Raw genomic sequence first — 24,743 nt, 5'->3', positions numbered from 1 at the left:
AGAGGTGAAATGAGTGAAGAAATGGTTTATGGCCATGACGATTGCCGTCCTGGTTATCAGCTTGTTCGGGGCTACGGCAAGTGCTGCCAGTCTTCCTCCTGCGTTTGTAAGCGTGGTGCTGGACGGCAAGAAAATATGGTTTCCCGATGCCCAAGCTTATGTTGATGAGAACCAGCGGACATTAGTGCCGGTTCGCTTTGTCGCAGAGTCGCTCGGTGCCAAGGTTGGCTGGGAAGCTCAGAGCCAATCGGTGCCGATTGAACGGGACGGCCAGCAGATTCGACTTCAAATCGGTTCAAATATTGCGCTTGTCAATGGACAAGAGGTCGCTTTAGATACGCAAGTGGTAACCAAGGACGGCCGGACGTATGTGCCGTTGCGCTTTGTCAGCGAGGTGCTGGGCGCAGAGGTGGAATGGGACGGCAGTACGTCAACGGTGACAATTCACACGAAGGACATCTCTGAGAGCGACACGGATAAATGGGGGCGCTTGCTCCGCACGACGGATCTTCCGAAAAATGCGGCGGACTATCCCTACATTTTGGCCGATGTTCCCAATGAGATGTACGAGATGGCGTACCCCCACTCCCGTCCTTCAGAAAGCAAAGTGTCTTCCGAACTGTACGCGTCCATCCCCGAATACAACAAGCAGAACGTGGACATCTGGATGGGACACTTAAAAACGTTTGGCGCTTTGTTGTTAAATGTAGATTACCGCACGATTGATGATACGTGGGCGCAGGCCATGTTTGCAACGAAGATGCAAAACTCCAATGCGGAATTGAGATACATTCGTGAATATGTGGATTGGGTGAAAGAAAATCAAATTCATATTATGGGCTACCTGGAACCGGAGCCGTCCATGATTTTTTATGACGGGTTTGGAGCGGATTATATTCGCGTCAAGTTTCGGGTTCAATTCCTCTCGTTTAAACATCATGAACGGTTGATTTATGATAACTGGTTTCCGCAGGAAGCAGATTTTGAGAAGAATGTGTGGTATGAAGGGTACGCCGACATCAAAATGGTCACCAATGTCGGCGGCAATTGGGGAAGCACGTTGAAAGTCTCGCCAACGGCCAGCTTGTTTTTCAACCACACGATTTCAAAGGTGGAATGATCGGTGGACAATAGAAAACTTTATCAACGAGTACTGTGCATGCTGCTGGCATGCACTTTTTTTATGCCGTTTTTCGTCGTTCAACAAGCGGCGGCAGCTCTCCCGCAAGTGATTATCCGTGACGGCAAGATTCAATTCGAAATCACCAGCACGGCGGCGAGCACTTCGATTCGCTATCGGACGGTGGGCTGGGTGGTGACCCGGGAGCAAGTTTGCAGCACAACATCACCCAAACAATGCGCTGACCCACGCAGCAGGCCGCATGCGCTATTTATGAATCAGGAAGTACGACAAATCGGGCAGCATCCCGATCCTCCTATCCCGGGGCAACCGTTGACATCATACTACGAAATCCCCGAAGAAATCGTGACGCAGCGTCTCTGGCAAGCAGGGATGGAGGGCATTCAGAACAATGACGATCTTTACTTTTATGCTGTGATGGTATCGGTCAATGCGGACGGCTCGGTGCGGAAAGGTCCGTTTTATACGTTGTCCGGGATCAAACAAGCGGAAGGCTGGAGATTTCCGGACGATCTGGATGACTACTTTGGTTTGCATATTCCTTACCGCAGTGCGGAATTCCCGGTGGACGTTATCGCTAAAACAGTAAACGGACGGGTGATTGACCGACCGGATGTGACATTTGAAAAAGGAAAGTTCGAGATCGGGGAAACGATCATTCATGAATTTCCGGCGGTGATCGAAGACAATGGAAAAACGTATACCATCGCTCGCTCCTATATATCACCGAAGCAAGACCCGTCACGAAAAACATGGGTGCAGGAAAACCCGGAAACGAACGAAAAAGTGCGCATTCGCAGCTTTACGGTCGCGCTTGGCGGAACGAATCTAATCGCCGAATACTCTGAGAAAAATACGGTGAAGGCGATTTATATGACAGAAGGCGGCCAAGTTCTGAAAGAGGTGGATAAAGGCGAACATGCGACCGGAGATGAAGTGAATCACACGTTTGAAGCCACGCTCACCAAAGACGGGCAGACGTATGAAATCATCCGGTCTTATATCACGAACAACAACAAACCCGACGAGAAATTATTTATTCAGGAAAAAGGAGATAGCAAGTTGCTGGATCGGTCCATCTTTGTCGGTTCTGGAGGCTCCAATTTTATCGGGGTATACAAAGGGGGAAATGGCGATACGGATGACGAAACAGAGCCTGGAGCTGTCAAGGAAAACGAAGTGATGAATCCCGATGCTTCGGCTGTGATCCGGGCGGATACTCGCGGTGCGGAACGCTTCGACGTGCTTCAAGGCATCCCAACATCGGAGAGTCTCTATGTTCAAGCGAATGCCAAAGCATATCTGTACCGAAACAAATTTACGGAAATCAAAGGGACGAAGACGTACCCGATTACCGTTAGTCGAACGTACACGCTGCGCTGGACGGAATACGTTTCCGGTCCCCCGGACAGCGAAGGCAATCCGACCAGAGTGCCTGTTTCACGCTCGGATACGCAAACCGTAACGAAAAGCTATACCGTGGAGCGCAAGTACAGCTACTGGCTCATTGATCGTCTAGAGGTATACGGCTTGCAAAAAGCAGAGGTTTCCAACTACGCGTTACCCAGCGGGCAAGTTACCTTGCAGCCGAACGGCTACGCGCAGCCGAGGGTCTCGGTTTCTCACGACACTTCCCGTGAGGCCCACATCACCGATCCTGTCTATCAAAATGTATCGTTGCCTGGGCAGACAATTCAAGGAGGTTCCAGTCGCCCGTCCGTTCCTAATGAGGATTGGACCAACGAAGCGGAACAGGCTGTCGGAAAAATCAAAGTGAAAAATGACTCACTGATCTTTAACGGGCAAACGATTATGGACAACCGGATCACGGAAGAAACCGCCCCGACCCCAAGGGAGATACCGACTCCGCCCGAGATCGGACAAAAAGTTCTGTATAGCAGCGGTTTGATGATCGATGCCAGCAAACCCAACAAGGCCGATCAACCAAGCTCCGGCACGATCTTCTTTACGCTCATCGAAGGAATTGGGGGCGGTCAGAACCAAAGCTATCCCATTGATGGCATTAATCCGGTGACGGTGCATACGCCGGTCGTCAATCAGGCTTCTGTATCTGACGATCAGGCGCATAATCAAAAAACGCAGCCGACCGCAGGGAGAGCCGCGCTTATTCTGGATCGTCCATTTACGGTCGCCATCCCAACCAGTGGAGCGCATCGGGATATAAAGGGTTACGGCAATCGCGACTATGGCAAGTATATGCGCGACAAGCAAGTATGGTTTCCGTTTGACGTGTACAAAGCGGATCGGAAAACGCTGATCCCGAAAGAAACATGGACGTCGATCCCGGTCGGTCAGGTGCAGACAACGTTTTATTTACCTCTTTGGGTGGACGAGGGCAATTACGATGTACTATTCCGAACCATTGCTGAAAACAGTCCTCCCTCCTTTACGTCACAAATGAACGCCAACTTAGACTTGACGCACCATGTGGCCACACAGGTTGTGCCGGTTGAAGTGATCGGCCGTGTCTATGATTTCCGCATCACAGACATTGCCGACTTTAATTGGGAGACCGTATTTCGCAGAGAACGAGGAAGTGCAACGCCGACTGGCAACGCTTATTGGGTGGGGACGAAGGGCATCGACGGCGCAGCACGGGGTAATCAGCCTCCTTACGTGTTGCCGATTCGACCGGGGAGCCATCCGGATGCCGGTAAGAAAAACGTGGCTGTCAAAACGGGCTACCATATTAAATTTGAATTGAAGAGTATGGGCAATATGTTTGGTTCGGGCGACGGGATCAAGATTACGCCAACCTTCTATTTTGTCGACAGCAAGGGTAAGAACCGGCAAGAGGTGGACTTGTACTATCATTCGGGGAATAAACGGTTTATTCGCATCGGCTCCAGTGCAGATGTGGAGCGACGTCATGTGACGCTGGACACCCGCTTGCGCAATATGTCCCAGCAGGAACTGACGAACACGGCATCTTCCCTTTGGTCGCTGAACGGTGCGTCTGGCAACCAGCAAACGTTTATTCAGCAGTTTTTGAAAGATGCACAACAGCCCGTTTACGTGGGCGGATATGATGTCATGTTGCTCCCACCACGGCTTCGGACATTTATCGGCAGTATGGAAGTTCCTTCCGGCATCGACGTTTCGCGTGCTCATGCGTCAGTGCAGCGCTGGGTCGGCGAATACAGTCTACCTGCCGCACCGTATGTCGTCCCCAAAGGATTCAACTTGGCCGAGTACGGACGCACCAATCGGCTGGACGATAAGTCGCCTATTTTTTTGCGGGACGGGTACATCATTGTCAATTTCAACATCGAAACGATTCGCAATCAGAATGTGAATCAACCGCATTTGCAGTATATCCACGCGCCGCTCAGCAATCAATGGCGACGGGAAGGGTTTCAGCATCGCTTTGTCGATCCGTATGGAGCCACGTTTAGATTACAGGACGGTGATGTGGTCTTTTATCATGCCAACCTGTCTTCTTATGATGACTTTGGAACAGGAGGTACCCATTAAATTCACCAGCCGGGAGGATAGATCAAATGGAAAGGTTACAAAGTGCCGCACCGGAGGAGGCGGCTTATTTTTATTCCTCGTCTGCTGAGGAGGGCATTGCGCGCGGATGCATCGGTCATCTGCGCGGCGATTTTGGACGGTCGGGCGAAGAGTTCTGGGTGACCTGGTTTCCCCGGAACTCACCTTTTGAAACGCCTACATTTCAAGAAGAATTGGGCAAGGCGTTTCAAGTGATCGGCGATCAGGGCGTGCTGAAAAGCCGTCGGCATATGCTTCGGTTCTGCAGCCAGCATCCGGAAGCACGGATCGGCGGCGCTTGGAGCACAGATGTGTACGGCTTCCGCATGGAGACGCAGGATCACCGCTACTATTTGCGATGCTTTCCTTTTGCCGGGGATTACAACTTTTACTTATACTGCTACGCCCGGCCGGAGCGCGTGACGGAGCAGCAGCGGCAAGCGTCAGCCGTGCAGAAGAAAAAAACGGAACAGCAACGTTAGTGGAAACGGAGGTTCGGGCGATGTTTGGCGAACTTCAACCGTTAGCATCGGAAGAGACACCTTACTTCTATTCAGCGATCGCGACTCAAAGCAAGGAACTCAGCTATATCGGTCATTTGCGAGGAGATTTCGGCACTGATGACGATCAGTTTTGGATGTCATGGTCGGATCATGCCGGGGAACGGAGGACGCTTGCCTTTCGCCAGGAACTGGCGGCACTTGTGCAACATTTGCAATGGCAAGGACTTTTGCTCAATTTGAATGAGATGCGAGCCTATTGCAGGCGGCACCCGGAAGCACGTATCCCCGGCGCATGGCATTCCGATGTTTGTGGTTTCTGTTTACAAACCACTCACTATCGCTATTATATTCGCTGCTTCCCCCATCTTGGCGATTACAGCTTCTATATCTACTGCTACCGCAAGAATCACTTGCTTGGCCGATCTGTTCAGCAAAACCAGAACGGCGCGGTAAACCTTGTGAAGGAGGACGTACAATGAATGATCTAGCACGCTACATGCTGATCGCGGGAGCAGCCGTCCCGCCAGCTGCAAAGCTGTTGTACGGCTATTGCTGGATAGGGCGGGCGACACAAGTCGGTCTACCTGTCCAGTACAAAAATGGCAATCGATGTAGGTTTTTCTCCTTCGACGGTATGTCGAAACTTGTACCGTTTGCAGAGTAAGGGCTTGATTCGGATCATGACCCGCTATTCGGAGGAGGGGATTCAACTGGCCAATCAGATTACGATCTTATGAAAGGAGAAAGGTACCGTTGACCGCGAAAATACAGCATATCGTTGATTTGTCCGTTCATACCGCCCGCACGGTTGTGGAACATCCCGACCGTTGGGCGGATTTTTTATCGACAGCGGCGTGGAACTACAAGTATCCGTTTCAAGATCAGTTATTAATCTATGCACAGCGGCCCGATGCTACAGCTTGCGCATCCATCGACGTCTGGAACAAGCGGCTCAACCGTTGGGTCAAACGCGGGGCGAAAGGTATTGCACTTATCGAAGACCGGGGCAACCATTTTGGGTTACGGCATGTGTTTGATATCTCGGACACGCAAAGCCGAGATCCTCGACCGGTCTCGCTTTGGCGCATGGAGCCGGGCGATATAGCGGTCGTTACGGAAACGTTGAACAATGCGTTTGGCGAGCAGGAACCGGATGCGGCATGGCCGAATGCGCTGCTGAGCGCAGCCCGGAACGCAGTGGATGACAACAGTTCGGATTATGTGGATTTGCTTGTTCGAGAGCTTGAGGGCAGTCTGCTTGAAGAACTGGAACGCCAACCTGTGGAAGTGCTGTTCCGTCAGATTGTGTATCATTCCGTTGCCTATATGGCACTAACCCGCTGTGGTATGAACGCCCCTCACTATATTGGACGGGAGGATCTTTCAGGCATCGGGAATTTCAATACACTGCCCGCTCTTTCGCAGCTTGGAGCAGCGATCAGCGACATCGCGGAGATGATGCTGCGGGAAATCGAATCGACGATACGGGTGCAGCGGCGTGTAGAACGTCAGACTTCACAGGCTAGAGACGTTCGCACCGTTGCAAGAGAAACGGCCTTGACACAAAATGAAGCTAAACGATTGCCAGAAAGGACGGATGAACATGGAAGTGACTTACACCCGTCAAGGGGGCTATCTGCTGCCCGACCTGACACTGACCGAGGATCATCAACTGATCGGCAAGTATGGGATGTTGCGCAAAAACTACCTGAAAACCGAGAAGAAAGGCACATACGCCAGCCTGCTGCTCTCGGGCGAACTGCACCAGCATCTGACGGAAATCGACCGGTCGGCGCGGACGCAGCTCGAACAGACGATGAACGAACTGCTCCGTCTGCACCCGGCCCCGGACAAAGCGAGCGATCCGCTGGGCTGGACGGGTTACATGAACAGCCTGAAGCAACAGGTGGAGGAGACCATTCTGACAGAACTGATTTACAACTAAAATGGTATGATCGAAAAACGGAAGATCGGAGTCTTCCGTTTTTTCATGACCATCATGCCATCAACGATCTACTGCGCACCGCTCCTTTACTGAAAAGCAAGTCGGAAATCGAGGCTTTCTTCGCCGCACATGAAAATGAAGGGGAGCGGGCGTTGTATGTGCGTAGCCTGTTTGCGCCGGGTCAGTCCGAGCTTACGCTGGACGAAGACCTTCTCATCGGGTATGAACCGTATCGCAATGTGCTCCATCTTTGGACGGGTCCGGCAACCGAACCAACCGCACAAAGTTTTTACGATTGGGAAGTGATCGCCGGCCATATCAACAGTATGATAGTACTTAACGAATTTGACCCGGCACGAAAGACGGAGCCATCGGTTCAGCAGCAAACCTTATTTATGGAACAGGCGGAGGCGGATACAGCCTCCGCTTTTGTCTGGCCGCAGGCGGTGATCGATGCGATTCTCCAACAAGGAAGCGGCTTTGCCAACAGTAAATATCGCATTGCTCTCCATTTTCAGCAATCGTTATCGGAGAAAGAAAACGCCGAATTTTTGAAACGGGAATATGGCACGGGCGGGCGCGCCCCTGTACTGATCGGCACGGATATTTATGAGCATCATGATAGCAAAGGCATCACGTTGACCCGACGTTCAATGACGGATCAAGAGCAAAAGCTAGTGTTGCCTTGGATGAAGGTACAGAAGCGGATCGGCGAGTTGCTGGCGGCGGGACGTTATCTGAATCGTTTGGAAACGGAACGACTTCCTGCATTTGCCGAGCAACTGGAGGGGCGCCGCGGGCAGATGGCCGAAGAAGCGTCTGCTCGCGAACGGTTGGAACAAGAACATCCGTCCTCCTCACAGCAGTCGGAGACGATGGAGCGGAAGCAGGCGCGTTATGCCTATGCGCCCGGCGATACGGTTTTTTTTGGCGCGGACGAATATGAGATTTTGCTGGTGGAAAACGGTAACGTGATGCTGCGGGATGTTCATTTTCCGCTTTTCACCAAGGAACTGGAACGCCGAGATTTTGAACGCATCCTGCGTGAAAATCCGCTTAATGATCATCTGCTAACTGATGAACAAGGAGTGGAAACCGAAGCGGAGGAACCTGCCGGAAAAGAAATAGAGCCGGAGCTTTCGGATGGAGATGAGCCGAAGTCTGCCTCGGCATCCCTTCAGTTAACCGAACAAGTATCGGATGAGGCGCATAATGAGGAAGCACCCTCTGCTCCTTCCGCTGTCGAGGATGTACGGTCTGTTGCACCGCAAACGACTGCGGTGAATTACCGTATCACCGATGACCAGTTAGGGCATGGCGGAGCCAAGGTTAAGTATGGTTTTAATGTAGCCGCGATTCGCTTGCTCAAACAATTGGAGCTAGAAGGCCGCCAGGCAACTGCGGATGAACAGGTCGTTCTCGCCCGCTATGTCGGATGGGGCGGAATCCCACAAGTATTTGACGAAGCGAACGCGCAATGGACGGCCGAATATGCCGAACTGCAATCGTTGCTGGAACCGGACGAATATGCGTCCGCTCGCGCATCAACGCTGAACGCTCACTATACGTCTCCAGTTGTCATTAAAGCAATCTATGGTTGTCTGGAAAGGATGGGCTTTCGCAACGGCAATATTTTAGAGCCTTCCTGCGGGATCGGCAATTTCTTCGGGTTAGTTCCGGAGTCGTTTCAAGACTCGCAGCTATTTGGTGTAGAACTGGACAGCATCACAGGTCGCATCGCCAAGCAGCTTTACCCGCAGGCGACGATTGCGATCAGCGGGTTTGAGGAAACCGCTTTGCCGGACAGTTTTTTTGATTTGGCCATAGGGAATGTTCCTTTCGGCGGGTATGGTGTGGCGGATAAACGCTACGACAAGCACAAGTTTCTCATTCACGATTACTTCTTTGCGAAAACATTGGACAAAGTGCGTCCGGGCGGCATTATTGCCTTTATTACGTCCAAAGGAACGATGGATAAACAGAACCCGGCTGTCCGCAAGTATATTGCGGAACGGGCAGAATTGCTGGGTGCGGTTCGTTTGCCGAACAACGCTTTTCAGTCCAACGCCGGAACGGAAGTGACGGCGGATATTTTGTTTCTGCAAAAGCGCGACCGAATGGTGACTGTCACCGAACAAAGTGTGGAATGGATTGGCTTGGCAGAGACAGCCGAAGGCGTGCCGATCAATGCGTACTTTGCTGCGCATCCTGACATGGTGCTTGGGACGATGGCGTTTGATGACCGGATGTATGGCAATAGACAGGAGACGACTTGCAACCCGTACCCGGATGCTAATTTAAGCGAACTGCTGGGAGAAGCACTGACCAATATCCATGCCGATTGGGTGGAGGTTGAGAGGGAAGTAATGCCGGATGAAGAAGACACGTCCCTCCCGGCCGATCCGACCGTGCGCAATTTCAGTTATACCCTTGTGGACGGCCAACTGTATTACCGCGAAAACAGCCGGATGCACCGAGTGGACACGTCGGCCACGGCCGCCGGGCGAATCAAAGGTATGATCCGATTGCGGGATACGGTGCGCGAACTGATCGAATACCAGACGGAAGATTATAGCGACGAAGAGATCCGGGAACAGCAGCGGAAATTGAATGCGCAGTATGATCGTTTTACCGCCCAATACAGTCTGATCAACAGCCGCGCCAACAGCCTGGCATTCGCCGACGATAGCGCCTATTTTTTACTTTGTTCATTGGAAGTGCTCGACGAGGAAGGGAAGCTGCTACGCAAAGCCGATATGTTCACGAAGCGTACGATTCGGCAGCGCACGACCGTTCGGCATGTGGAAACGGCAGAGGAAGCGCTGGGCGTCTCCATTGGAGAAAAAGCACGTGTCGATCTCCCCTATATGCAAGAATTGACCGACATGACAACGGAACAGCTTGTTCAGGAGTTGCGCGGCGTGATCTTCCCCAACCCGGAAAGACTGGATGAGAAAGGACAGCCGGTTTTTGAAACGGCGGATGCTTATTTGTCTGGCAACGTTCGTGACAAACTTCTGATTGCACGGCGTGCCGCCGAAATGGATGCAGAGCGGTACGGCGAAAATGTCAAAGCATTAGAAGCGGTGCAGCCGAAAGATTTGGATGCTTCCGAGATTGATGTGCGGTTAGGAGCGACGTGGCTTCCTCCGGAAGTGATCCGGGAGTTTATATTCGAACTGGTGGACACGCCATACATGTTCCGGCAGTCTATCGACGTCTTGTATTCCGAATATACAGCTGCCTGGAATGTCCGAGGGAAAAGCAATGACCGCAGCAACAACATTAAAGCCAACGTGACCTTCGGAACGAATCGTGTGAATGCGTATAAGATTTTGGAAGATACCTTAAATTTGCGAGATGTGCGCATTTTCGATACCATGCTGGAGAATGGCGTGGAAAAGCGAGTTTTGAACAAGCAAGAGACCGCAATTGCCCAACAAAAGCAGGAGATGCTGAAAGAAGCGTTCCGCGATTGGATTTGGAAAGACCCGCAGAGGAGGGAACGATTAACGCGCTTGTACAATGATCGTTTCAATGCGATTCGCCCGCGCGAGTATGATGGCAGTCATATTCGGTTTACGGGAATGAATCCGGAAATCCGGCTGCGCCAGCATCAAGTCAATGCGGTTGCCCGGGCGCTGTATGGAGGCAATTCCCTTTTTGCTCATTGTGTAGGCGCAGGCAAAACGTTTGCCATGACCGCTGCGGCCATGGAAAGCAAGCATCTTGGCTTATGCAGCAAAAGCATGTTCGTTGTTCCTAATCATTTGACGGAGCAGTGGGCAGCGGAGTTTTTGCAGCTATATCCATCGGCGAATATTCTGGTGGCGACCAAGAAGGACTTTGAAACGAAAAACCGCAAAACGTTTTGCGCGCGGATTGCCACCGGCGACTATGACGCGATCATCATCGGACATTCGCAGTTTGAGAAAATTCCCATATCGATGGAGCGCCAACGTCAACAACTGGAGGAACAAATTTACGAGATCACAAGCGGCATTCGCGAGCTGAAGGAGGCCAAGGGCGAACGGTACGCGATCAAGCAACTGGAGAAGACGAGGAAGACGCTGCAAGCCAAGCTGGCAAAGCTGAACGATACCAGCCGCAAGGATGATGTGGTCACCTTCGAGGAGCTGGGCGTAGATCGGCTATTCGTGGACGAGGCCGATTCGTACAAAAACCTGTTTCTTTACACGAAAATGCGCAATGTGGCCGGACTGTCGCAAACCGAAGCGCAGAAGTCGTCGGACATGTTTGCCAAATGCCGCTATCTGGACGAACTGACCGGAGGCCGGGGTATCATCTTTGCGACGGGTACGCCGATCTCCAATTCCATTACGGAAATGTATACGATGCAGCGCTACTTGCAATATGAGCGGCTGCGAAAGCAAGGATTGCAACATTTTGATTCCTGGGCTTCGACGTTTGGCGAGACGGTCACGGCGATTGAACTGGCACCGGAAGGAACGGGCTATCGGGCGAAAACCCGGTTTGCCCGTTTTTACAATTTGCCGGAACTGATGAATATGTTCAAGGAAGTGGCTGACATCCAGACGGCGGACATGCTCCAGCTTCCCGTACCGAAATCCCATTTCCACAATGTTGCCGTGCCGCCAAGCGACTTCCAGCGGGAAATGGTCGCGGATCTCGCCCACCGTGCTGAGCGGGTGCGAGCCAAGGAAGTAGAGCCGCACGAAGACAATATGCTCAAGATTACGAATGATGGGCGTAAGCTGGCACTGGATCAACGGCTGGCCAATCCGATGTTGCCCGATGACGAAGGCAGTAAAGTGAGCGTTTGTGCGGACAATGTGTTTCGGCTATGGAAGGAACACGAGGAAAAGCGGCTAGCCCAACTGGTGTTTTGCGATCTATCCATCCCAAAGCAAGACGGAACGTTCAATGTGTATGACGAACTGCGACGCAAGCTGACAGAGAAAGGGGTGCCTACCGAGGAGATTGCGTACATTCACGATGCCAACACCGAGGTGAAGAAAAAGGAACTGTTCGCCAAGGTGCGGACTGGCCAGATTCGTATACTGCTCGGATCGACATTTAAAATGGGGGCGGGCACCAATGTGCAAACGAAGCTGATTGCGCTTCATGATCTCGATTGCCCTTGGCGCCCGCGCGACCTGGAGCAGCGAAGCGGACGCATTATCCGGCAAGGCAATGAGAATAGCGAGGTACACATTTTTCGGTATGTGACGGAGAACACGTTCGACGCTTATTTGTATCAGACGCTGGAGAATAAACAGCGCTTTATCTCGCAAATCATGACCAGTAAATCGCCGGTACGTTCTGCCGAGGATATCGATGAAGCAGCCCTTTCTTATGCCGAAGTCAAGGCGCTGGCAACCGGTAATCCGTATATCAAAGAGAAGATGGACCTGGATATCCAGGTTTCCAAGCTTAAGCTGCTCAAGGCTAATCACTTGAGCCAACGCTACGCATTGGAGGATCGGTTGCTGAAAGTATTGCCGCAACAAGTCAAATCTACAGAAGATCGAATTGCCGGATATGAACAGGATGTCGCTCTATATCTGCGTTCCAAATCGGCTGTGCCGGAGGGAACGGATGAATCCAAGTTCCCAGGTATGGTCATTAAGGATTTTACCTACACGGAGAGAGCGGCAGCAGGCGCGGCCTTGCTGGAGGCGTGCAAGGGAATGACTTCATCCGAGCCGCAGGAGGCGGGCAGTTATCTCGGTTTTTCCCTATGGTTATCCTTTGACAGCTTCCATAAAGAATACAAGGCGACCCTGCGCGGCGCATTGGACCATACCATCTCGCTAGGGATGGATGCAGGCGGCAACATCACCCGGTTGAACAATATGTTGGCGGATTTGCCAGCCAAACTGGAACATAGCCGCCAGCAACTCTCCACGCTGCTCCAGCAGATGGAAACAGCGAAGGAACAAGTCGAAGCTCCTTTCGAGAAAGAACAGGAGCTGCTAACGAAATCGGCGCGACTCGCGGAACTGAATGCCCTGCTTAATATGGATAAGCGGGAGAATGAAGCCGTGGACAGCGTTCCGGACGAAGAACCGGAAGCGCCCGAACGGCGAGTGGTGGGCCGTGGGCGATAACGGCCTGACACCGTCGTTCCTCCCCCTGAAAGGGAACTTCATGCTGACCATTACGGAGAAGAACATGGTATCGGTGCGAGCATTTCACAGGTCGAAGATCGCTCACTTGTTAAAATTATCAATTTCATGACGAATGGGACTCCGGTTTTGGGGTCCTTTTCTCGTTTCCGGAGGAATGAACATGTTGTATGCCAGCCCAAGCGGCGGATGCTTTTGTCCGATTTTGCCGCCTTTTGGTTACGGAACCAGCTTGATCAAGGAGGGAGAAACCGTGCCATCGTTGGAGTTGATATCCAAAGAGAAAAACGGATTTGGCGACACGTATTATTACATCCGCGACTCAAACGGGGTGACCAGTCAAGTTCATGAAGGCGATTTAGACGCATTCATGAACAAGAAAGGCGTTACGAAGTTGAAGGAAGGCAGAGCTTATACGTACCCCAAAAAGAGGGGGAAGGCACGATGAACCATAACCCCATCGGACGCTGCCTGGATTTCCAAAAGGAGCTGCGGCAATGAGCTATGTAAACAAGGAACAGATCGAACGTGCCAAAAGACTGGACCTGCTCACATATTTGCAAATGTACGAGCCGGCAGAACTGGTCCGATGCTCCCGCAATGTCTACACCACCCGGACACACGACAGCTTGAAAATTTCCAACGGTAAATGGTACTGGTGGTCAAGGGGGATCGGCGGGCGCTCGGCGCTGGACTATTTGATCAAAGTGCGGGGCATGTCTTTTCCCGATGCGGTGCTGCAAATGGAAGGCGTTCATCCAGGCAGCGCACCTGCATTTTCGCAATCTTTGCAACAACGCTCATCTCCAGCGCGGTTTGAACTTCCTGAACCGAATCGTACATCGCATCGCGTCATGGCCTATCTCAGCAAACGTGGTATCCATCGCACGTTGATCGACTACTGTCTCGAAACGGGGCGTTTGTATGAAAGCCGCCGCTATCACAACGCGGTATTCGTCGGTTTCGACCAGCAAGGAACGCCGCGCTATGCGGCGATACGCGGTACGACAAGCACTCGTTATATGGGGGAAGCCGCTGGCAGCGACAAGCGGTATTCGTTTTCCATTCCGGCCTCGGGAAACTGTACGGAACTGCATCTGTTTGAGAGCGCTATTGATCTCTTATCCTACTGTACGCTGGAACATCTCGCTGGCCGGGATTGGCGGCAGGCGCATAAGCTGTCGCTGGCCGGAATATACAGGCCCAGGACAAATGGGGAGGACTCTACTCCCCCGTCTGCCCTAACGCATTACTTGCAGTGCTTTCCCCAGGTGAATCGACTTGTCCTGCACCTGGACAATGATGAGCCGGGGCGATTGGCGGCAGCCACGATACAGAGGCTCCTCTCCCCCGCCCTTCTCATATCCGATGAGCCGCCTAAGTTCGGAAAGGATGTAAACAACGATTTGATGGAATTCCGAAGAAGACGCGGTGAACCATCCCGATAGCGGTAGACGCTGAACGGTTGGCGTCTTTTCTTTCTGGGCTACGGAAAATTTTCACAGCATGTGGATAAGATGTGAATATATGGGGATAAGTGCAGCCGCATTGATTGTATAGCATGTAATAGGTATAATAAAATCAATATACAGCTATGCAAGGAGTGACCAAGATGATTATCAAACCTTCCGCCAGTATCCGGCAAAACTATAATGAAATCGCCGATCTATGCAAAACATCCGGGGAACCGGTTTATCTGACCAAGAACGGTGAAGGCGATCTTGTCGTAATGGACATTGATACGTTTTCCCGTCGCGAGAAGATGTTAAAGCTGCGTGAAGAACTGCTCGCTGTGCAAGAAGATCGTTTGGCGGGCCGTGTTGGCGTGACGCCGGATGAACTGGACGCTTACCTGGAGGGCATTATTGACGAGGTGCAGCATGGAAAAGATGCCCCGTTATAAGATCATCGTCTCCGATCGCGCCCGCCAAATGCTGGCGACTCATGTGCGATTTCTTGCGGAGAAAAGTCCGGATGCCGCGCGAAAAACGAAAAACGAATTACTGCAAGCGATACGTTCCTTGGCGCGAATGCCGGAGCGCTATCCTTTTCTGGAAGCGGAATTTATCCCGTCAAACAAGTATCACAAGATGTTCGTGGAAAAATGGTATCTGGTGTTATATCAAATTCAGGATGAAATCGTGTATGTCGATTACATTGTAGACTGCCGTCAGGATTATCGCTGGTTGGTGAGATAACAAAAAAGTTCGAAGGAAGGCGCTGAGCGGATCGGCGTCTTTTTTGTGTTTTTTGGGTCCCTCTCTTTTTCCCGGCAGGTGCCTTGAAGGCAACGCGAGACGAATGTCTCGTGTTGCAGCAAGCACTGAATTTGGATATCCAAATTCGTTTGTTAGGGGTACAACCCCTAAGACCCCGTTTACACGATGCTATTGTCTCGATGCTCGAATTTTCCCGCGGCGATGAGATTTTCTGTCGGAAGCTCATGTTCGGAAAGGGGTGATGCAAATGAGGAAACGACCAATCTCTTTTCTGGTTCGCTTAAATGAAAGCGAGCATGCTCGCCTTATGACAGAAGTGAAAAAAACGGGACTTTCTCGGGAAGCGTACATTCGGGCATTGATCAATGGGTATATTCCCAAACCGCTACCGCCCCTGGATTATTACGCGATGATGCGTGAACTGAACGCTATTGGGAATAACCTGAATCAACTCACTGTGAAGGCCCATACGACTGGACATCTGGAACGGGCTGCATTTCAGGTGGAAGCCGACCGCTTACGTCACGCAGTCCAGCAGATTCAACAGGCTGTAACCGAACCGGAACGAAGACCACCAGTGCATCCAAATGTGCATCCGCCGTAAGGGGGGGGGAATTTCACGTGGCAACGACCGCAATCTGGGGGGTGACCGACAGGCTTAAGCGGGTGCTGGATTACGCCGCAAATCCTGACAAGACAGCAGAACGTAGCGAAGGTGGTTTGGAGCAGGTACTCGCTTATACACAGGCGGATGCCAAAACGGAGAAGCAACTATATGTCAGCGGTGTCAACTGCGATCCGTTAACGGCTTATGAGCAGATGCAGCGGACGAAGCGGCGGTTTTTTAAGACGGACGGCATTTTGGCCTTTCACGCCTATCAAGCGTTTGCGCCGGGGGAGACAACGCCGCAAATCGCTCATACCATCGGTGTTAAGTTAGCGCAGGAGTTGTGGGGGGAGCGCTTTGAAGTCGTCGTATCGACCCATTTGGATAAACTGCATGTGCACAATCACTTTGTGTTAAACTCGGTTTCCTTTGTGGATGGGAAACGGTATTACGACAACAAAGCTTCCTATGCCCTGCTGAGACAGACATCCGACCGGCTTTGCCAGGAACATCACTTGTCGGTGATCGAGCATCCCGAATCGGGCAAAGCCAAGCATTATGGAGAATGGAAAGCGGAACGTGAGCGAAAGCCAACATGGAGAGGGCTAATCCGGCAGGACATCGATCAGGCTATTGCATCTTCCATGACGATGACACAGTTTTTTGCCCATTTACAAAAGCAAGGTTATGAGCTAAAAACGGCGGTTAAACATATGGCGATACGGCCGCCTGGAAAGACACGCTTTGTCCGTTTGCGCAGTCTAGGCGATGGCTATACCGAGGAAGCGATCAAGCAGCGAATATTGCGAAACCGAATACCTGAACGGGAAAGGCCATCCCATGTCCGCAGACGACGTGCCATGTGTAAGAGCCATGTTCGGTCTGGTCGCAAATTGCGCGGCTTGCAAGCTTTATATATCCGCTACTTGTTTGAAATGGGTGTGCTTCCTAGAAAACGAAAGCCTGTCAAAAAGCCATCCTTTAGACTTCGGGAGGATTTGAGACACTTGTCGGTATTGATGGAGCAAACCAAGCTGCTATGCAAGTATCGCCTCACCCATCAAGAGGAGCTTCTCGCTTTCCGTGACAGGTTGGAGGAACAGATCCAATCCCTGCACCTGAAGCGCAAGTCGTTGTACAACCGAATTCGCCGCTGCAAGGATGCTGGCCAGCGAGAACAATACAAAACGCAAATTGCTGTTTGTTCTAAACGGCTTGCCTCGCTTCGAAAGGAGGTGAAGCTGGTTCAAGGCATTTTGGAGCGATCAGGAGAATTACGAGAGACGTTAAACAGAAGTGGCGCACAGGATCGAAAGGAGGAAATTTTCGATGAGTACCGAAACGGAAGCCGCCAATCAGGTTGTCAACATGAGCTTGAAAAGCATCGAAGTCATGGCCAAGATTTCCGGCGAAGGCGCTAAGCATTTGGCGGTATATTTGTTTGCGGCCTTGCAAGGACAAAAACGAACAAAGGGCAGCATCCGGTTGGAGAGTTTGCTGCGCAGTGGGAAAGAATTAAAGGTATTTGCGGTCAAGAACGAAGACCTGGCAACCTTCTGCAAGGAAGCCAAGCGGTATGGCGTGTTGTACTGTGCTTTGCGCGACAAAAAGAACGTGGACGGGATGTGCGATGTGATGGTCCGGGCGGAGGATGCGTCCAAAATCAATCGGATCGTGGAGCGTTTCCACTTGGCCACTGTGGATACCGCCAAAATTAAGAGTGAAATTGAAAAATCCAATGGAATGTCCGAAGCTCCTGCTGTGGAACAAGGACATGAACCAGGTCACGAGCAAGTTCAGGAACAAGAGCTGTCGAAGGAAATCGCAGAAGAAAGGAATACGGACGACTTGTTGGATGAATTGATGGGAAAGTCCGAACTGCCGGAGCCGACTCCATCGGAGGACGACCATTCAACAGCGGAGAAGGAACCGGCGGAAACGTCCCATCCGTCCGAGAATACCTTCGAGCGCAACGAGGTTACCGCAAGGGATACTGATCCACCTTCTCGTCAAGAGCCGGAGCGAGTGTCCGTCCGTCAATTATTGCGGGAAATACGCGAAGAGAACCGGCAGCAAAGGATATGGGAGAAAGACAGACAGCCGCGGGAACAAGCGGAACCGTTGCCGTCTCGAAAGGAGCGGATAGCCGCCGATAAACAACAAGCCAACAAAGCAAAAGGACGAAAGCGAGGGAAAGCCAAATGAGCGAACTGGATGATTTATTCCGACAGGATGCTGCGGCTTCCTCTTCTTTCCGTACAACCGAACCATCCTTCGATAAAGAAGCATGGGTGCAAAAGAAACAGGAGCTGCGGCAATGGACATATGATACGATTGATGCCACCACCTTGTCGGTGATGCAGAACGGTGAGGCGTTCCAGCAATATTTGGATGTCCAGAGCCGCTTTGACCGCTATAGCGTGGCCAATGCGTTGCTGATTCTGGCGCAGCGGCCAAACGCGACTCGCATTGCCGATTTTGACACATGGAAGGAACAAGGGGTATTCATTCGTCGAAAGGAAACAGGGTTTTACATTCTGGAACCGGGCGAAACCTATCAAAAGCAGGATGGCAGCACCGGTATCAGCTACAATCCGAAAAAGATGTTTGATATTGCGCAAACGACCGCCGCGTTGAAACGGGAAGAACCGGCATTCCCGGATGATCGCGCCCGTATTAAAGCGTTAATTGACCTCGCCCCTGTTCCGATTGGCATTGGTGATGCGTTGCCATCGGTAAAGCACGCGTTCTATCAGCCAGATACAAAAAACATTACCATTCGTCGCGGGCTTGAGGCCGGCGATATTTTTCGAGCGCTTGCCCAAGAACTGACACATGCTGAACTGGATCGTGGCGATGGACGGTACAACCGCTCAGATAACGAGTTTGTTGCCTACTCCGCTTCTTATATGTTGTGCAGGCAATTTGGTGTTGCAACCGACACCTTCCGCTTTGATCGAGCGCCGGAGAAGTGGAACGGGTTGGAACCGCAGCAAGTTCGTGCCGAGTTGACGCTCATGAAGGAAGCTTTTCAACAAACATCCCAGAGAATGAACCGGAACCTGTCACAACAGCGCCAGCCTAAACGATACGATCCGGTTCGCTAAGTTTTGTCTGGAGGGAGTGCTATGAAAAAACAGGAACGAATCTTGTCTTTGAATCATTATGAGCACGGGATAGTCGTCCATGCGCTGAATGCGTTACGAAATGACTTAATCGGTGAGAAACGACCGACGGATGCCGTGGATGATTTATTGTTAAAAATGATTGATGCCCCACTTCTAAATAAAAAGCGCTGGAGGCATTATGAAACGCGATGAAGCCGCAAGGAGTAATTTGATACTCTTTGCGGCTTTTTTTATTCCCGTCATCTGGTTGGCACTGTTGGTTGCTCCCGCATGGTCAGAAGGATTGCCGAGTATGTTGGTCCATCTCAGCACGGCGATGCGCCAGCCGCTTAACATAGAGTGGGTGGACGATACGCCCCGCTGCTTGTTGATTTTTGCGCTGATCTATGGGCTTTGCGCTGGGGTTTATTTGGCGACACCACGGAATTATCGTCGGCGGGAAGAGCACGGCAGCGCCCGCTGGGGCCGAGCGAAAACCGTCAATGCCAAGTATCGAGACAGACGGACGGAACAAAACAAAATTTTGACGCAGCGGGTCAAAATCGGTCTGGATGGCCGCAAGCATCGCCGGAACCTGAACGTGTTGGTTGTCGGCGGCTCCGGCGCGGGCAAAACACGGTTCTATGCTAAGCCGAATGTGATGCAAGCCTCGACCTCTTACGTCGTTCTGGACCCAAAGGGGGAAATATTGCGGGACACCGGTCATCTGCTTAAAGCCAAAGGCTATGACATCAAAGTGCTGGACCTGATTCACCCGCATCGTTCGCATGGCTATAACCCGTTTGTCTATTTGCAGGACGACAAGGATGTCTTGAAATTGGTCACGGATTCGTATCCCCACTTCCCGACGGTCTCGCCGATCAACCCCCGAATAGTCGGGTCGTCTTCTACGATCATAATCTTCATCTTCATTCCATCCGCCTCCATATGTATCTCTTTTCCTATTATATATTAATTCGGCTAACACTACTGCAACTAGTACCGTGACAAAAATGTAAGCTCGCCAGTAGAAAAACGTAAGTTCAGCGTAAGGATAACTAGTCACCGGCATGGTACGATGGAAATTGAAAAAGGGAAAGCAGGGAGGAAAGATACAGTGGAAACGGTTATTGATATAAAAGCGTTAACGAAAAGTTATGGGAATAAAGGGAACGTCGTGCCGGTGCTTCACGGGATCGATATGTGCATAGGCGAAGGAGAATTTGTCGGCATTATGGGGCCATCGGGCTCCGGGAAGACAACACTGCTTCATATGGCCGCCACCATCGATGAACCGACCTCCGGCAGCATCGTGATCGACGGGGAAAACGTTCTTCAAATGAACGAGGCGCAGTTATCGGCTTTTCGGCGATCCAAGCTAGGATTCATTTTTCAAGACTATAATTTGCTGGATACGTTGACGGTCAAGGAAAACATTCTGCTCCCCCTCGCGTTGTCCGGTATATCGGTCGACGAATTGGAGAACAGAGTGTCTGCCATTGCGGAACGATTTAACATCAAGCATATTCTAGAAAAATACCCTTACCAAATCTCCGGAGGTCAGAAACAGCGAACTGCTGCCTGCCGTGCCATTGTGACGCGTCCGCGACTGATTCTGGCCGACGAACCGACGGGAGCGCTGGATTCTAAAGCTGCGGCCAGCCTGCTAGAGGCGCTAAATGAACTGAACGAACAAGAGCATGCGACCATTCTGATGGTGACTCATGATGCATTAGCGGCAAGCTACTGCAGTCGAGTTCTCTTTCTAAAAGACGGTGTCATTTTTGCCGAGATCGTCAAAGGAACGACACCGCGACAAGCATTCTTTAAAAAGATACTGGATGTGTTGACGGTGCTTGGAGGGCGTACGGATGACGTTATTTGAGTTGGCCAAGAAAAATATAAAAGGTAATCTTCGCAACTATTTCATATATTTATTTTCCATGTTCGCAAGCGTCGCCATATTTTATGTCTTTGCTTCACTACAATATAGTACGCAGGTAGTCGAGGCTGTCGAATCTTCAGATAGCATGCAATCTGTGTTCATGGTTGGATCAATCATCCTGGTATTGTTTGTATCCGTCTTTATGATGTACTCTGGCCAATTTTTTACCCACAAACGAAAAAAAGAAGTCGGGCTATATGCTTTATTAGGTTTTCCAAAAAAAACAATCGGCCGGATGCTGTTCTATGAAAATATGACAATTGGAGCCGGCGTCCTGGTTCTCGGCATTGTGGCCGGTACGCTATTGTCGAAGCTGTTTGCCATGATTTTAATGCGCTTATTGGGAGTAGCTGTCGATGTCGGAATCACGTTCTCCCTTCCTGCGGTGCTTACCACTGTGGTTATATTTCTTATACTAATTACAATAACTTCTATACAAGCTTATCGATTGGTCTATCGATTCAAGCTTATCGAATTGTTCCGCGCAGAGCAGGAAGGGGAGCAGGAACCGAGGGCGTCGATCGTTCCCGCTGCCGCCGCGGTCGCGTTGCTCATCGTCGGCTACGGATTTGGACTTCGGAATTTTGAAAATAATGAACAGATCTTTACGAACCTGGGCGTCATGACCGTCGGCATCATCGCAGGAACTTTTTTGCTTTTTTCATCGCTCGTTATTTACCTGCTGAAATACGCCAAGAGGCGGAAGTCCCATTATTACAAGGGCATGAACCTAATCATGATTTCCAACCTGGTGTACCGAATGAAAGGGAATGCACGTACGCTAAGCGTCATTTCCATCTTGTCCGCTATCGCATTATGCGCCTTCAGTTTCGGTTTCAGCACTTACTACGCTTACGAGCACACGGCACGTGTAACGGCACCTTTCAGTTACATGCATATAGCGCAGGATGACGAAGTCGATCAAAAGATCGAGGAGATCATACGTGGCGACAATGCACATCCCGTGAAAGCCAAGATGTCGATTCCGGTCATCCATCTGAGCGGCGAAGCGTCAAGTGACGAAATCTTGTCTGATCGTGAGCGCAAGGCAGCCGAGCATCCGGTGAAAGTGATATCGGCCAGCGAATATAATCGCGTAGCGGAGGCACTGAGTCTTGACCGGTTAACGCTGAACGAATCAGATCAAGTGATCGCGATTCGCCCCATGTATACCGATTACGAATGGGCGGATTATGCAGGAGAAACCATCACCCTGGATTTGCCTAATGGGAACGTTAATTTAGCATTTGCAGGCATGACGATTGAACGTGTTCTCAATTGGCATTATCCGGATATTATGGTCGTCGTTGCGGACGATACATTTCGCATGCTGGAAGCGCAAGTTCCTACCGAGCAATATGTTGGTTACATCGTTCAGGACCAGAAGAATACGAAGGCGACCGCTGATGCGCTTGCAGCTATACAGACATCAGAAATGAAGCTATCGACCTATTATTCCGTGTATCGCCTCGGCATCGAGAATGCAGCTTTCAATGTTTTCATTCTAGGGTTTTTGGGTGTGATGTTCCTTCTAGCAACGGGAAGTATCCTATACTTTAAACAGTTGACGGAGGCGACGAACGATCGTTCTCGCTATGAGATATTGAAAAAAATCGGCGTGAGCCACAAGGAAATCGCCGCTACGATCCTGAAACAGAACGCACTGATCTTCTTGTTGCCGCTGTTGGTCGGCCTCGGTCATTATTTGATTATCTTTAACTGGCTGCGGAAGCTCTTCGGAGGAATGGGCGGTATAAATCTCCTGCTTCCAATATTGGTTTGCGTTGGATTGTTTATGGTGATCTATATGACATATTACATGATCACAGTAAATTCTATCATAAAGTTTATCAACGGGGAGTCTGCTCGTAAGGTTAGGTTCGCCATGTTCGCCTCAGCAGCCGTAATGGTTGCGGCCGTTAGCCTGTTCATCTTGGCGGAACCGCCAGTACAATACGACGAACCGCATACCGGTGAACGGATTCACATCACGTTACCTGAGCCGACTGGCGAGATGCCAGTGGGCGTGACGGAGCTCCACTTGACAGATATCGACCGAGCCGATCCTTGGGTAAAGGATCGAAAGCGGGAGCTTATGATCAGCATCTGGTACCCGGCCACCCGGGAGGTTGGCCAGAAAGCCAAATATATACCGCCAAACGCAGCTGCATTTTACGACGAAACCGTCATGCCGACAATCGGAGTAGAGCCCGGCCGAATCGATCTATCCAACATCGGCGTTCATGCTTCGCTGAACGCACCCGCAGAGCACGGAGAGAAGGGCTGGCCTGTCATCATATATTCTCCGGGCGGATCTGTTCCGAGAAGTCTAGGTACGATTAACGTTCAGGAATTGGCCAGTAATGGCTATGTCGTTGTGACCATTGACCACACATATGAGACAACGGTCGTCGAGTTTCCCGAAGGGAGAATAGAGACCGAGCAATTGCCTGATTTCGGGGCGGATACGGTACTGAAAATGATGAGCGTCAGGGTTGATGATGTCCGGTTTGTACTGGATCGACTGGAGGCGCTCAAGGAAGGGAACAATCCGGATCATGCGAAACGTGAGCTGCCTGAAGGGTTGGACCTTGCACTGGACTTATCTAGAATCGGCATTTTTGGTCATTCTGCTGGCGGCGCAACGGCTGCCCAAGCGATGTATGAAGATGAGCGAATCGGCGCCGGTATCGATATGGATGGCTCGATGGGCTATTTACCCAACCACCTGCTTCCGGTTGCTCAGCATGGACTTGACCGCCCGTTTTTACTAATGAATGCTGGTTTTACCGACGAGGGAGAGGTGGATTCCCATCTCACGGCGGAGGATAGGGCATCGTTCTGGAACGAGTCGAGCGGGTGGAAACTAGATGTAGCGATACCGAACGGGGCGCATTATACGTTCACCGATCAACAATATCTGCTGCCGCAAATAAGCAGTAAGCTGAGCCTTTCTCCTCAAGTCGTCCAGGGGAGTGTTGGAATCGTCGAGCCGGAACAGGCGCTTGCGGCACAACGCGATTACATTACCGCGTTTTTCGACATGCATCTGAAAGGGGTGTCGCAGCCCCTGTTAGAGTCATCAAAATCTCCTTATGCGAATGTGGAGGTGTTGGAATAACGGTCATAACTGAACCATCTAGAGGAAAAGTTGTAAAATCAAGCACTACGGGTTACTACTCTAATTTTAAGGGGCTGTCTCAAAGTCATAAATGACTAGGGACAGATCCCTCTTTTATAATCTTGCAGTTGTCGGGAGGGGGAACGAGTTCTGGTCGCTCTTGAACGTCGTGTTCTTGGAAAAGGTTAGAAGAGTACAACACGACGTTCAAAGGGCGGACGTAAACTCCTTCACCCATACCCACTCCCTCGCCCTTTTGTAACCTGAATGAGCCGCCTGCAGTCATTAAGCCCATGCGCGCTTCACTTCTGCGCGAGAGCATACAAAAAAATGAAAGCGTGTATGAAGTACAAATGCGTTACTACCGATGTGCAGACTTGAAGGTTGCCCACTTAAGGAGCGTTGCAGCAAAGCGCAAGGGAATCGCGAGATTAAAGTGAGAAATGACTTATCTTGGCTAAAAGGCAAAAGCACGTGAAGAACTTCAGAGCGAGGAAGGTCGTGAACTTTCCGTCCGGCGCATGATCGAGGT

18 protein-coding genes are annotated in these 24,743 nt (G+C 51.1%); all 18 read left to right on the top strand.

Annotation, left to right across the window (positions count from 1 at the left end):
• The first annotated feature begins 13 nt into the window (after nucleotides 1–13).
• The 18 genes from CHH75_RS05105 to CHH75_RS05015 all read left to right on the top strand — a co-directional run bounded on the left by CHH75_RS05105 (nucleotide 14) and on the right by CHH75_RS05015 (nucleotide 24,211).
• Complete coding sequence (locus CHH75_RS05105) at nucleotides 14–1,120, top strand: copper amine oxidase N-terminal domain-containing protein (RefSeq protein ID WP_095397601.1); 1,107 nt, start codon at nucleotides 14–16, stop codon at nucleotides 1,118–1,120.
• Nucleotides 1,121–1,123: 3 nt separating this feature from the next.
• The gene (locus CHH75_RS05100) at nucleotides 1,124–4,636 is read left to right on the top strand and encodes a DUF5704 domain-containing protein (RefSeq protein WP_095397600.1); all 3,513 of its coding nucleotides are present in this window, start codon (nucleotides 1,124–1,126) and stop codon (nucleotides 4,634–4,636) included.
• A gap of 26 nt (nucleotides 4,637–4,662) precedes the next feature.
• Nucleotides 4,663–5,136, top strand: a complete 474-nt coding sequence (locus CHH75_RS05095) for a hypothetical protein (RefSeq protein WP_007130986.1) — start codon at nucleotides 4,663–4,665, stop codon at nucleotides 5,134–5,136.
• A gap of 20 nt (nucleotides 5,137–5,156) precedes the next feature.
• Complete coding sequence (locus CHH75_RS05090) at nucleotides 5,157–5,636, top strand: hypothetical protein (RefSeq protein ID WP_007130985.1); 480 nt, start codon at nucleotides 5,157–5,159, stop codon at nucleotides 5,634–5,636.
• Entirely contained in the window at nucleotides 5,633–5,821 is a 189-nt protein-coding gene (locus tag CHH75_RS05085) for a hypothetical protein (RefSeq protein WP_095397599.1), read from the top strand. The genes CHH75_RS05090 and CHH75_RS05085 overlap by 4 nt, the downstream gene beginning before the upstream one ends.
• An 89-nt stretch (nucleotides 5,822–5,910) precedes the next feature.
• A complete protein-coding gene (locus CHH75_RS05075) occupies nucleotides 5,911–13,194 on the top strand; it encodes a DEAD/DEAH box helicase family protein (RefSeq protein WP_141235810.1) in 7,284 nt (2,427 codons plus the stop codon).
• A gap of 181 nt (nucleotides 13,195–13,375) precedes the next feature.
• Entirely contained in the window at nucleotides 13,376–13,660 is a 285-nt protein-coding gene (locus CHH75_RS05070; RefSeq protein WP_007130982.1) for a hypothetical protein, read from the top strand.
• Nucleotides 13,661–13,709: 49 nt separating this feature from the next.
• Nucleotides 13,710–14,660: a DUF3991 domain-containing protein gene (locus CHH75_RS05065; RefSeq protein ID WP_007130981.1), complete on the top strand. Its 951-nt coding sequence runs from the start codon at nucleotides 13,710–13,712 to the stop codon at nucleotides 14,658–14,660.
• Between the two features lie 164 nt (nucleotides 14,661–14,824).
• Nucleotides 14,825–15,115, top strand: coding sequence for a type II toxin-antitoxin system Phd/YefM family antitoxin (locus CHH75_RS05060; RefSeq protein WP_007130980.1), 291 nt, complete (start codon nucleotides 14,825–14,827; stop codon nucleotides 15,113–15,115).
• Nucleotides 15,093–15,410, top strand: coding sequence for a type II toxin-antitoxin system RelE/ParE family toxin (locus CHH75_RS05055; protein ID WP_007130979.1), 318 nt, complete (start codon nucleotides 15,093–15,095; stop codon nucleotides 15,408–15,410). The genes CHH75_RS05060 and CHH75_RS05055 overlap by 23 nt, the downstream gene beginning before the upstream one ends.
• A gap of 262 nt (nucleotides 15,411–15,672) precedes the next feature.
• A complete protein-coding gene (locus CHH75_RS05050) occupies nucleotides 15,673–16,035 on the top strand; it encodes a plasmid mobilization protein (protein ID WP_483310918.1) in 363 nt (120 codons plus the stop codon).
• 17 nt (nucleotides 16,036–16,052) lie between these two features.
• Nucleotides 16,053–17,459: a relaxase/mobilization nuclease domain-containing protein gene (locus CHH75_RS05045; protein WP_095397598.1), complete on the top strand. Its 1,407-nt coding sequence runs from the start codon at nucleotides 16,053–16,055 to the stop codon at nucleotides 17,457–17,459.
• Nucleotides 17,368–18,243: a PcfB family protein gene (locus tag CHH75_RS05040; protein WP_040739002.1), complete on the top strand. Its 876-nt coding sequence runs from the start codon at nucleotides 17,368–17,370 to the stop codon at nucleotides 18,241–18,243. Before CHH75_RS05045 ends, CHH75_RS05040 begins: the two co-directional genes overlap by 92 nt.
• Nucleotides 18,240–19,145 (top strand): hypothetical protein, encoded by a 906-nt coding sequence (locus CHH75_RS05035; RefSeq protein WP_007130975.1) that lies wholly within the window; start codon nucleotides 18,240–18,242, stop codon nucleotides 19,143–19,145. Before CHH75_RS05040 ends, CHH75_RS05035 begins: the two co-directional genes overlap by 4 nt.
• Nucleotides 19,146–19,166: 21 nt before the next feature.
• The gene (locus CHH75_RS05030; RefSeq protein WP_007130974.1) at nucleotides 19,167–19,358 is read left to right on the top strand and encodes a hypothetical protein; all 192 of its coding nucleotides are present in this window, start codon (nucleotides 19,167–19,169) and stop codon (nucleotides 19,356–19,358) included.
• 100 nt (nucleotides 19,359–19,458) lie between these two features.
• Nucleotides 19,459–20,121, top strand: coding sequence for a type IV secretory system conjugative DNA transfer family protein (locus tag CHH75_RS05025; RefSeq protein ID WP_255222960.1), 663 nt, complete (start codon nucleotides 19,459–19,461; stop codon nucleotides 20,119–20,121).
• 141 nt (nucleotides 20,122–20,262) lie between these two features.
• Nucleotides 20,263–21,030 carry an ABC transporter ATP-binding protein gene (locus CHH75_RS05020; RefSeq protein WP_095397597.1) on the top strand — a complete coding sequence of 256 codons (768 nt, stop codon included), beginning with the start codon at nucleotides 20,263–20,265 and terminating at the stop codon, nucleotides 21,028–21,030.
• Nucleotides 21,017–24,211, top strand: a complete 3,195-nt coding sequence (locus CHH75_RS05015) for an FtsX-like permease family protein (RefSeq protein ID WP_095397596.1) — start codon at nucleotides 21,017–21,019, stop codon at nucleotides 24,209–24,211. Before CHH75_RS05020 ends, CHH75_RS05015 begins: the two co-directional genes overlap by 14 nt.
• The last annotated feature ends 532 nt before the right edge of the window (nucleotides 24,212–24,743 follow it).

Source organism: Paenibacillus sp. 7541 (genome assembly GCF_002276395.1).
In the GTDB taxonomy this organism is placed as follows: domain Bacteria; phylum Bacillota; class Bacilli; order Paenibacillales; family Paenibacillaceae; genus Paenibacillus_AQ; species Paenibacillus_AQ campinasensis.
The sequence above is the reverse complement of the archived record's forward strand: the minus strand, read 5'-3'. Positions and strand labels throughout refer to the sequence as shown.

Bases quoted from the DNA above. Each gene is read 5' to 3' on its own strand.
- CHH75_RS05095 (WP_007130986.1), top strand. From the start codon at position 4,663: ATGGAAAGGTTACAAAGTGCCGCACCGGAGGAGGCGGCTTATTTTTAT.
- CHH75_RS05090 (WP_007130985.1), top strand. From the start codon at position 5,157: ATGTTTGGCGAACTTCAACCGTTAGCATCGGAAGAGACACCTTACTTC.
- CHH75_RS05085 (WP_095397599.1), top strand. From the start codon at position 5,633: ATGAATGATCTAGCACGCTACATGCTGATCGCGGGAGCAGCCGTCCCG.
- CHH75_RS05070 (WP_007130982.1), top strand. From the start codon at position 13,376: ATGTTGTATGCCAGCCCAAGCGGCGGATGCTTTTGTCCGATTTTGCCG.
- CHH75_RS05065 (WP_007130981.1), top strand. From the start codon at position 13,710: ATGAGCTATGTAAACAAGGAACAGATCGAACGTGCCAAAAGACTGGAC.
- CHH75_RS05060 (WP_007130980.1), top strand. From the start codon at position 14,825: ATGATTATCAAACCTTCCGCCAGTATCCGGCAAAACTATAATGAAATC.
- CHH75_RS05055 (WP_007130979.1), top strand. From the start codon at position 15,093: ATGGAAAAGATGCCCCGTTATAAGATCATCGTCTCCGATCGCGCCCGC.
- CHH75_RS05050 (WP_483310918.1), top strand. From the start codon at position 15,673: ATGCAAATGAGGAAACGACCAATCTCTTTTCTGGTTCGCTTAAATGAA.
- CHH75_RS05040 (WP_040739002.1), top strand. From the start codon at position 17,368: ATGAGTACCGAAACGGAAGCCGCCAATCAGGTTGTCAACATGAGCTTG.
- CHH75_RS05035 (WP_007130975.1), top strand. From the start codon at position 18,240: ATGAGCGAACTGGATGATTTATTCCGACAGGATGCTGCGGCTTCCTCT.
- CHH75_RS05030 (WP_007130974.1), top strand. From the start codon at position 19,167: ATGAAAAAACAGGAACGAATCTTGTCTTTGAATCATTATGAGCACGGG.
- CHH75_RS05025 (WP_255222960.1), top strand. From the start codon at position 19,459: ATGTTGGTCCATCTCAGCACGGCGATGCGCCAGCCGCTTAACATAGAG.
- CHH75_RS05015 (WP_095397596.1), top strand. From the start codon at position 21,017: ATGACGTTATTTGAGTTGGCCAAGAAAAATATAAAAGGTAATCTTCGC.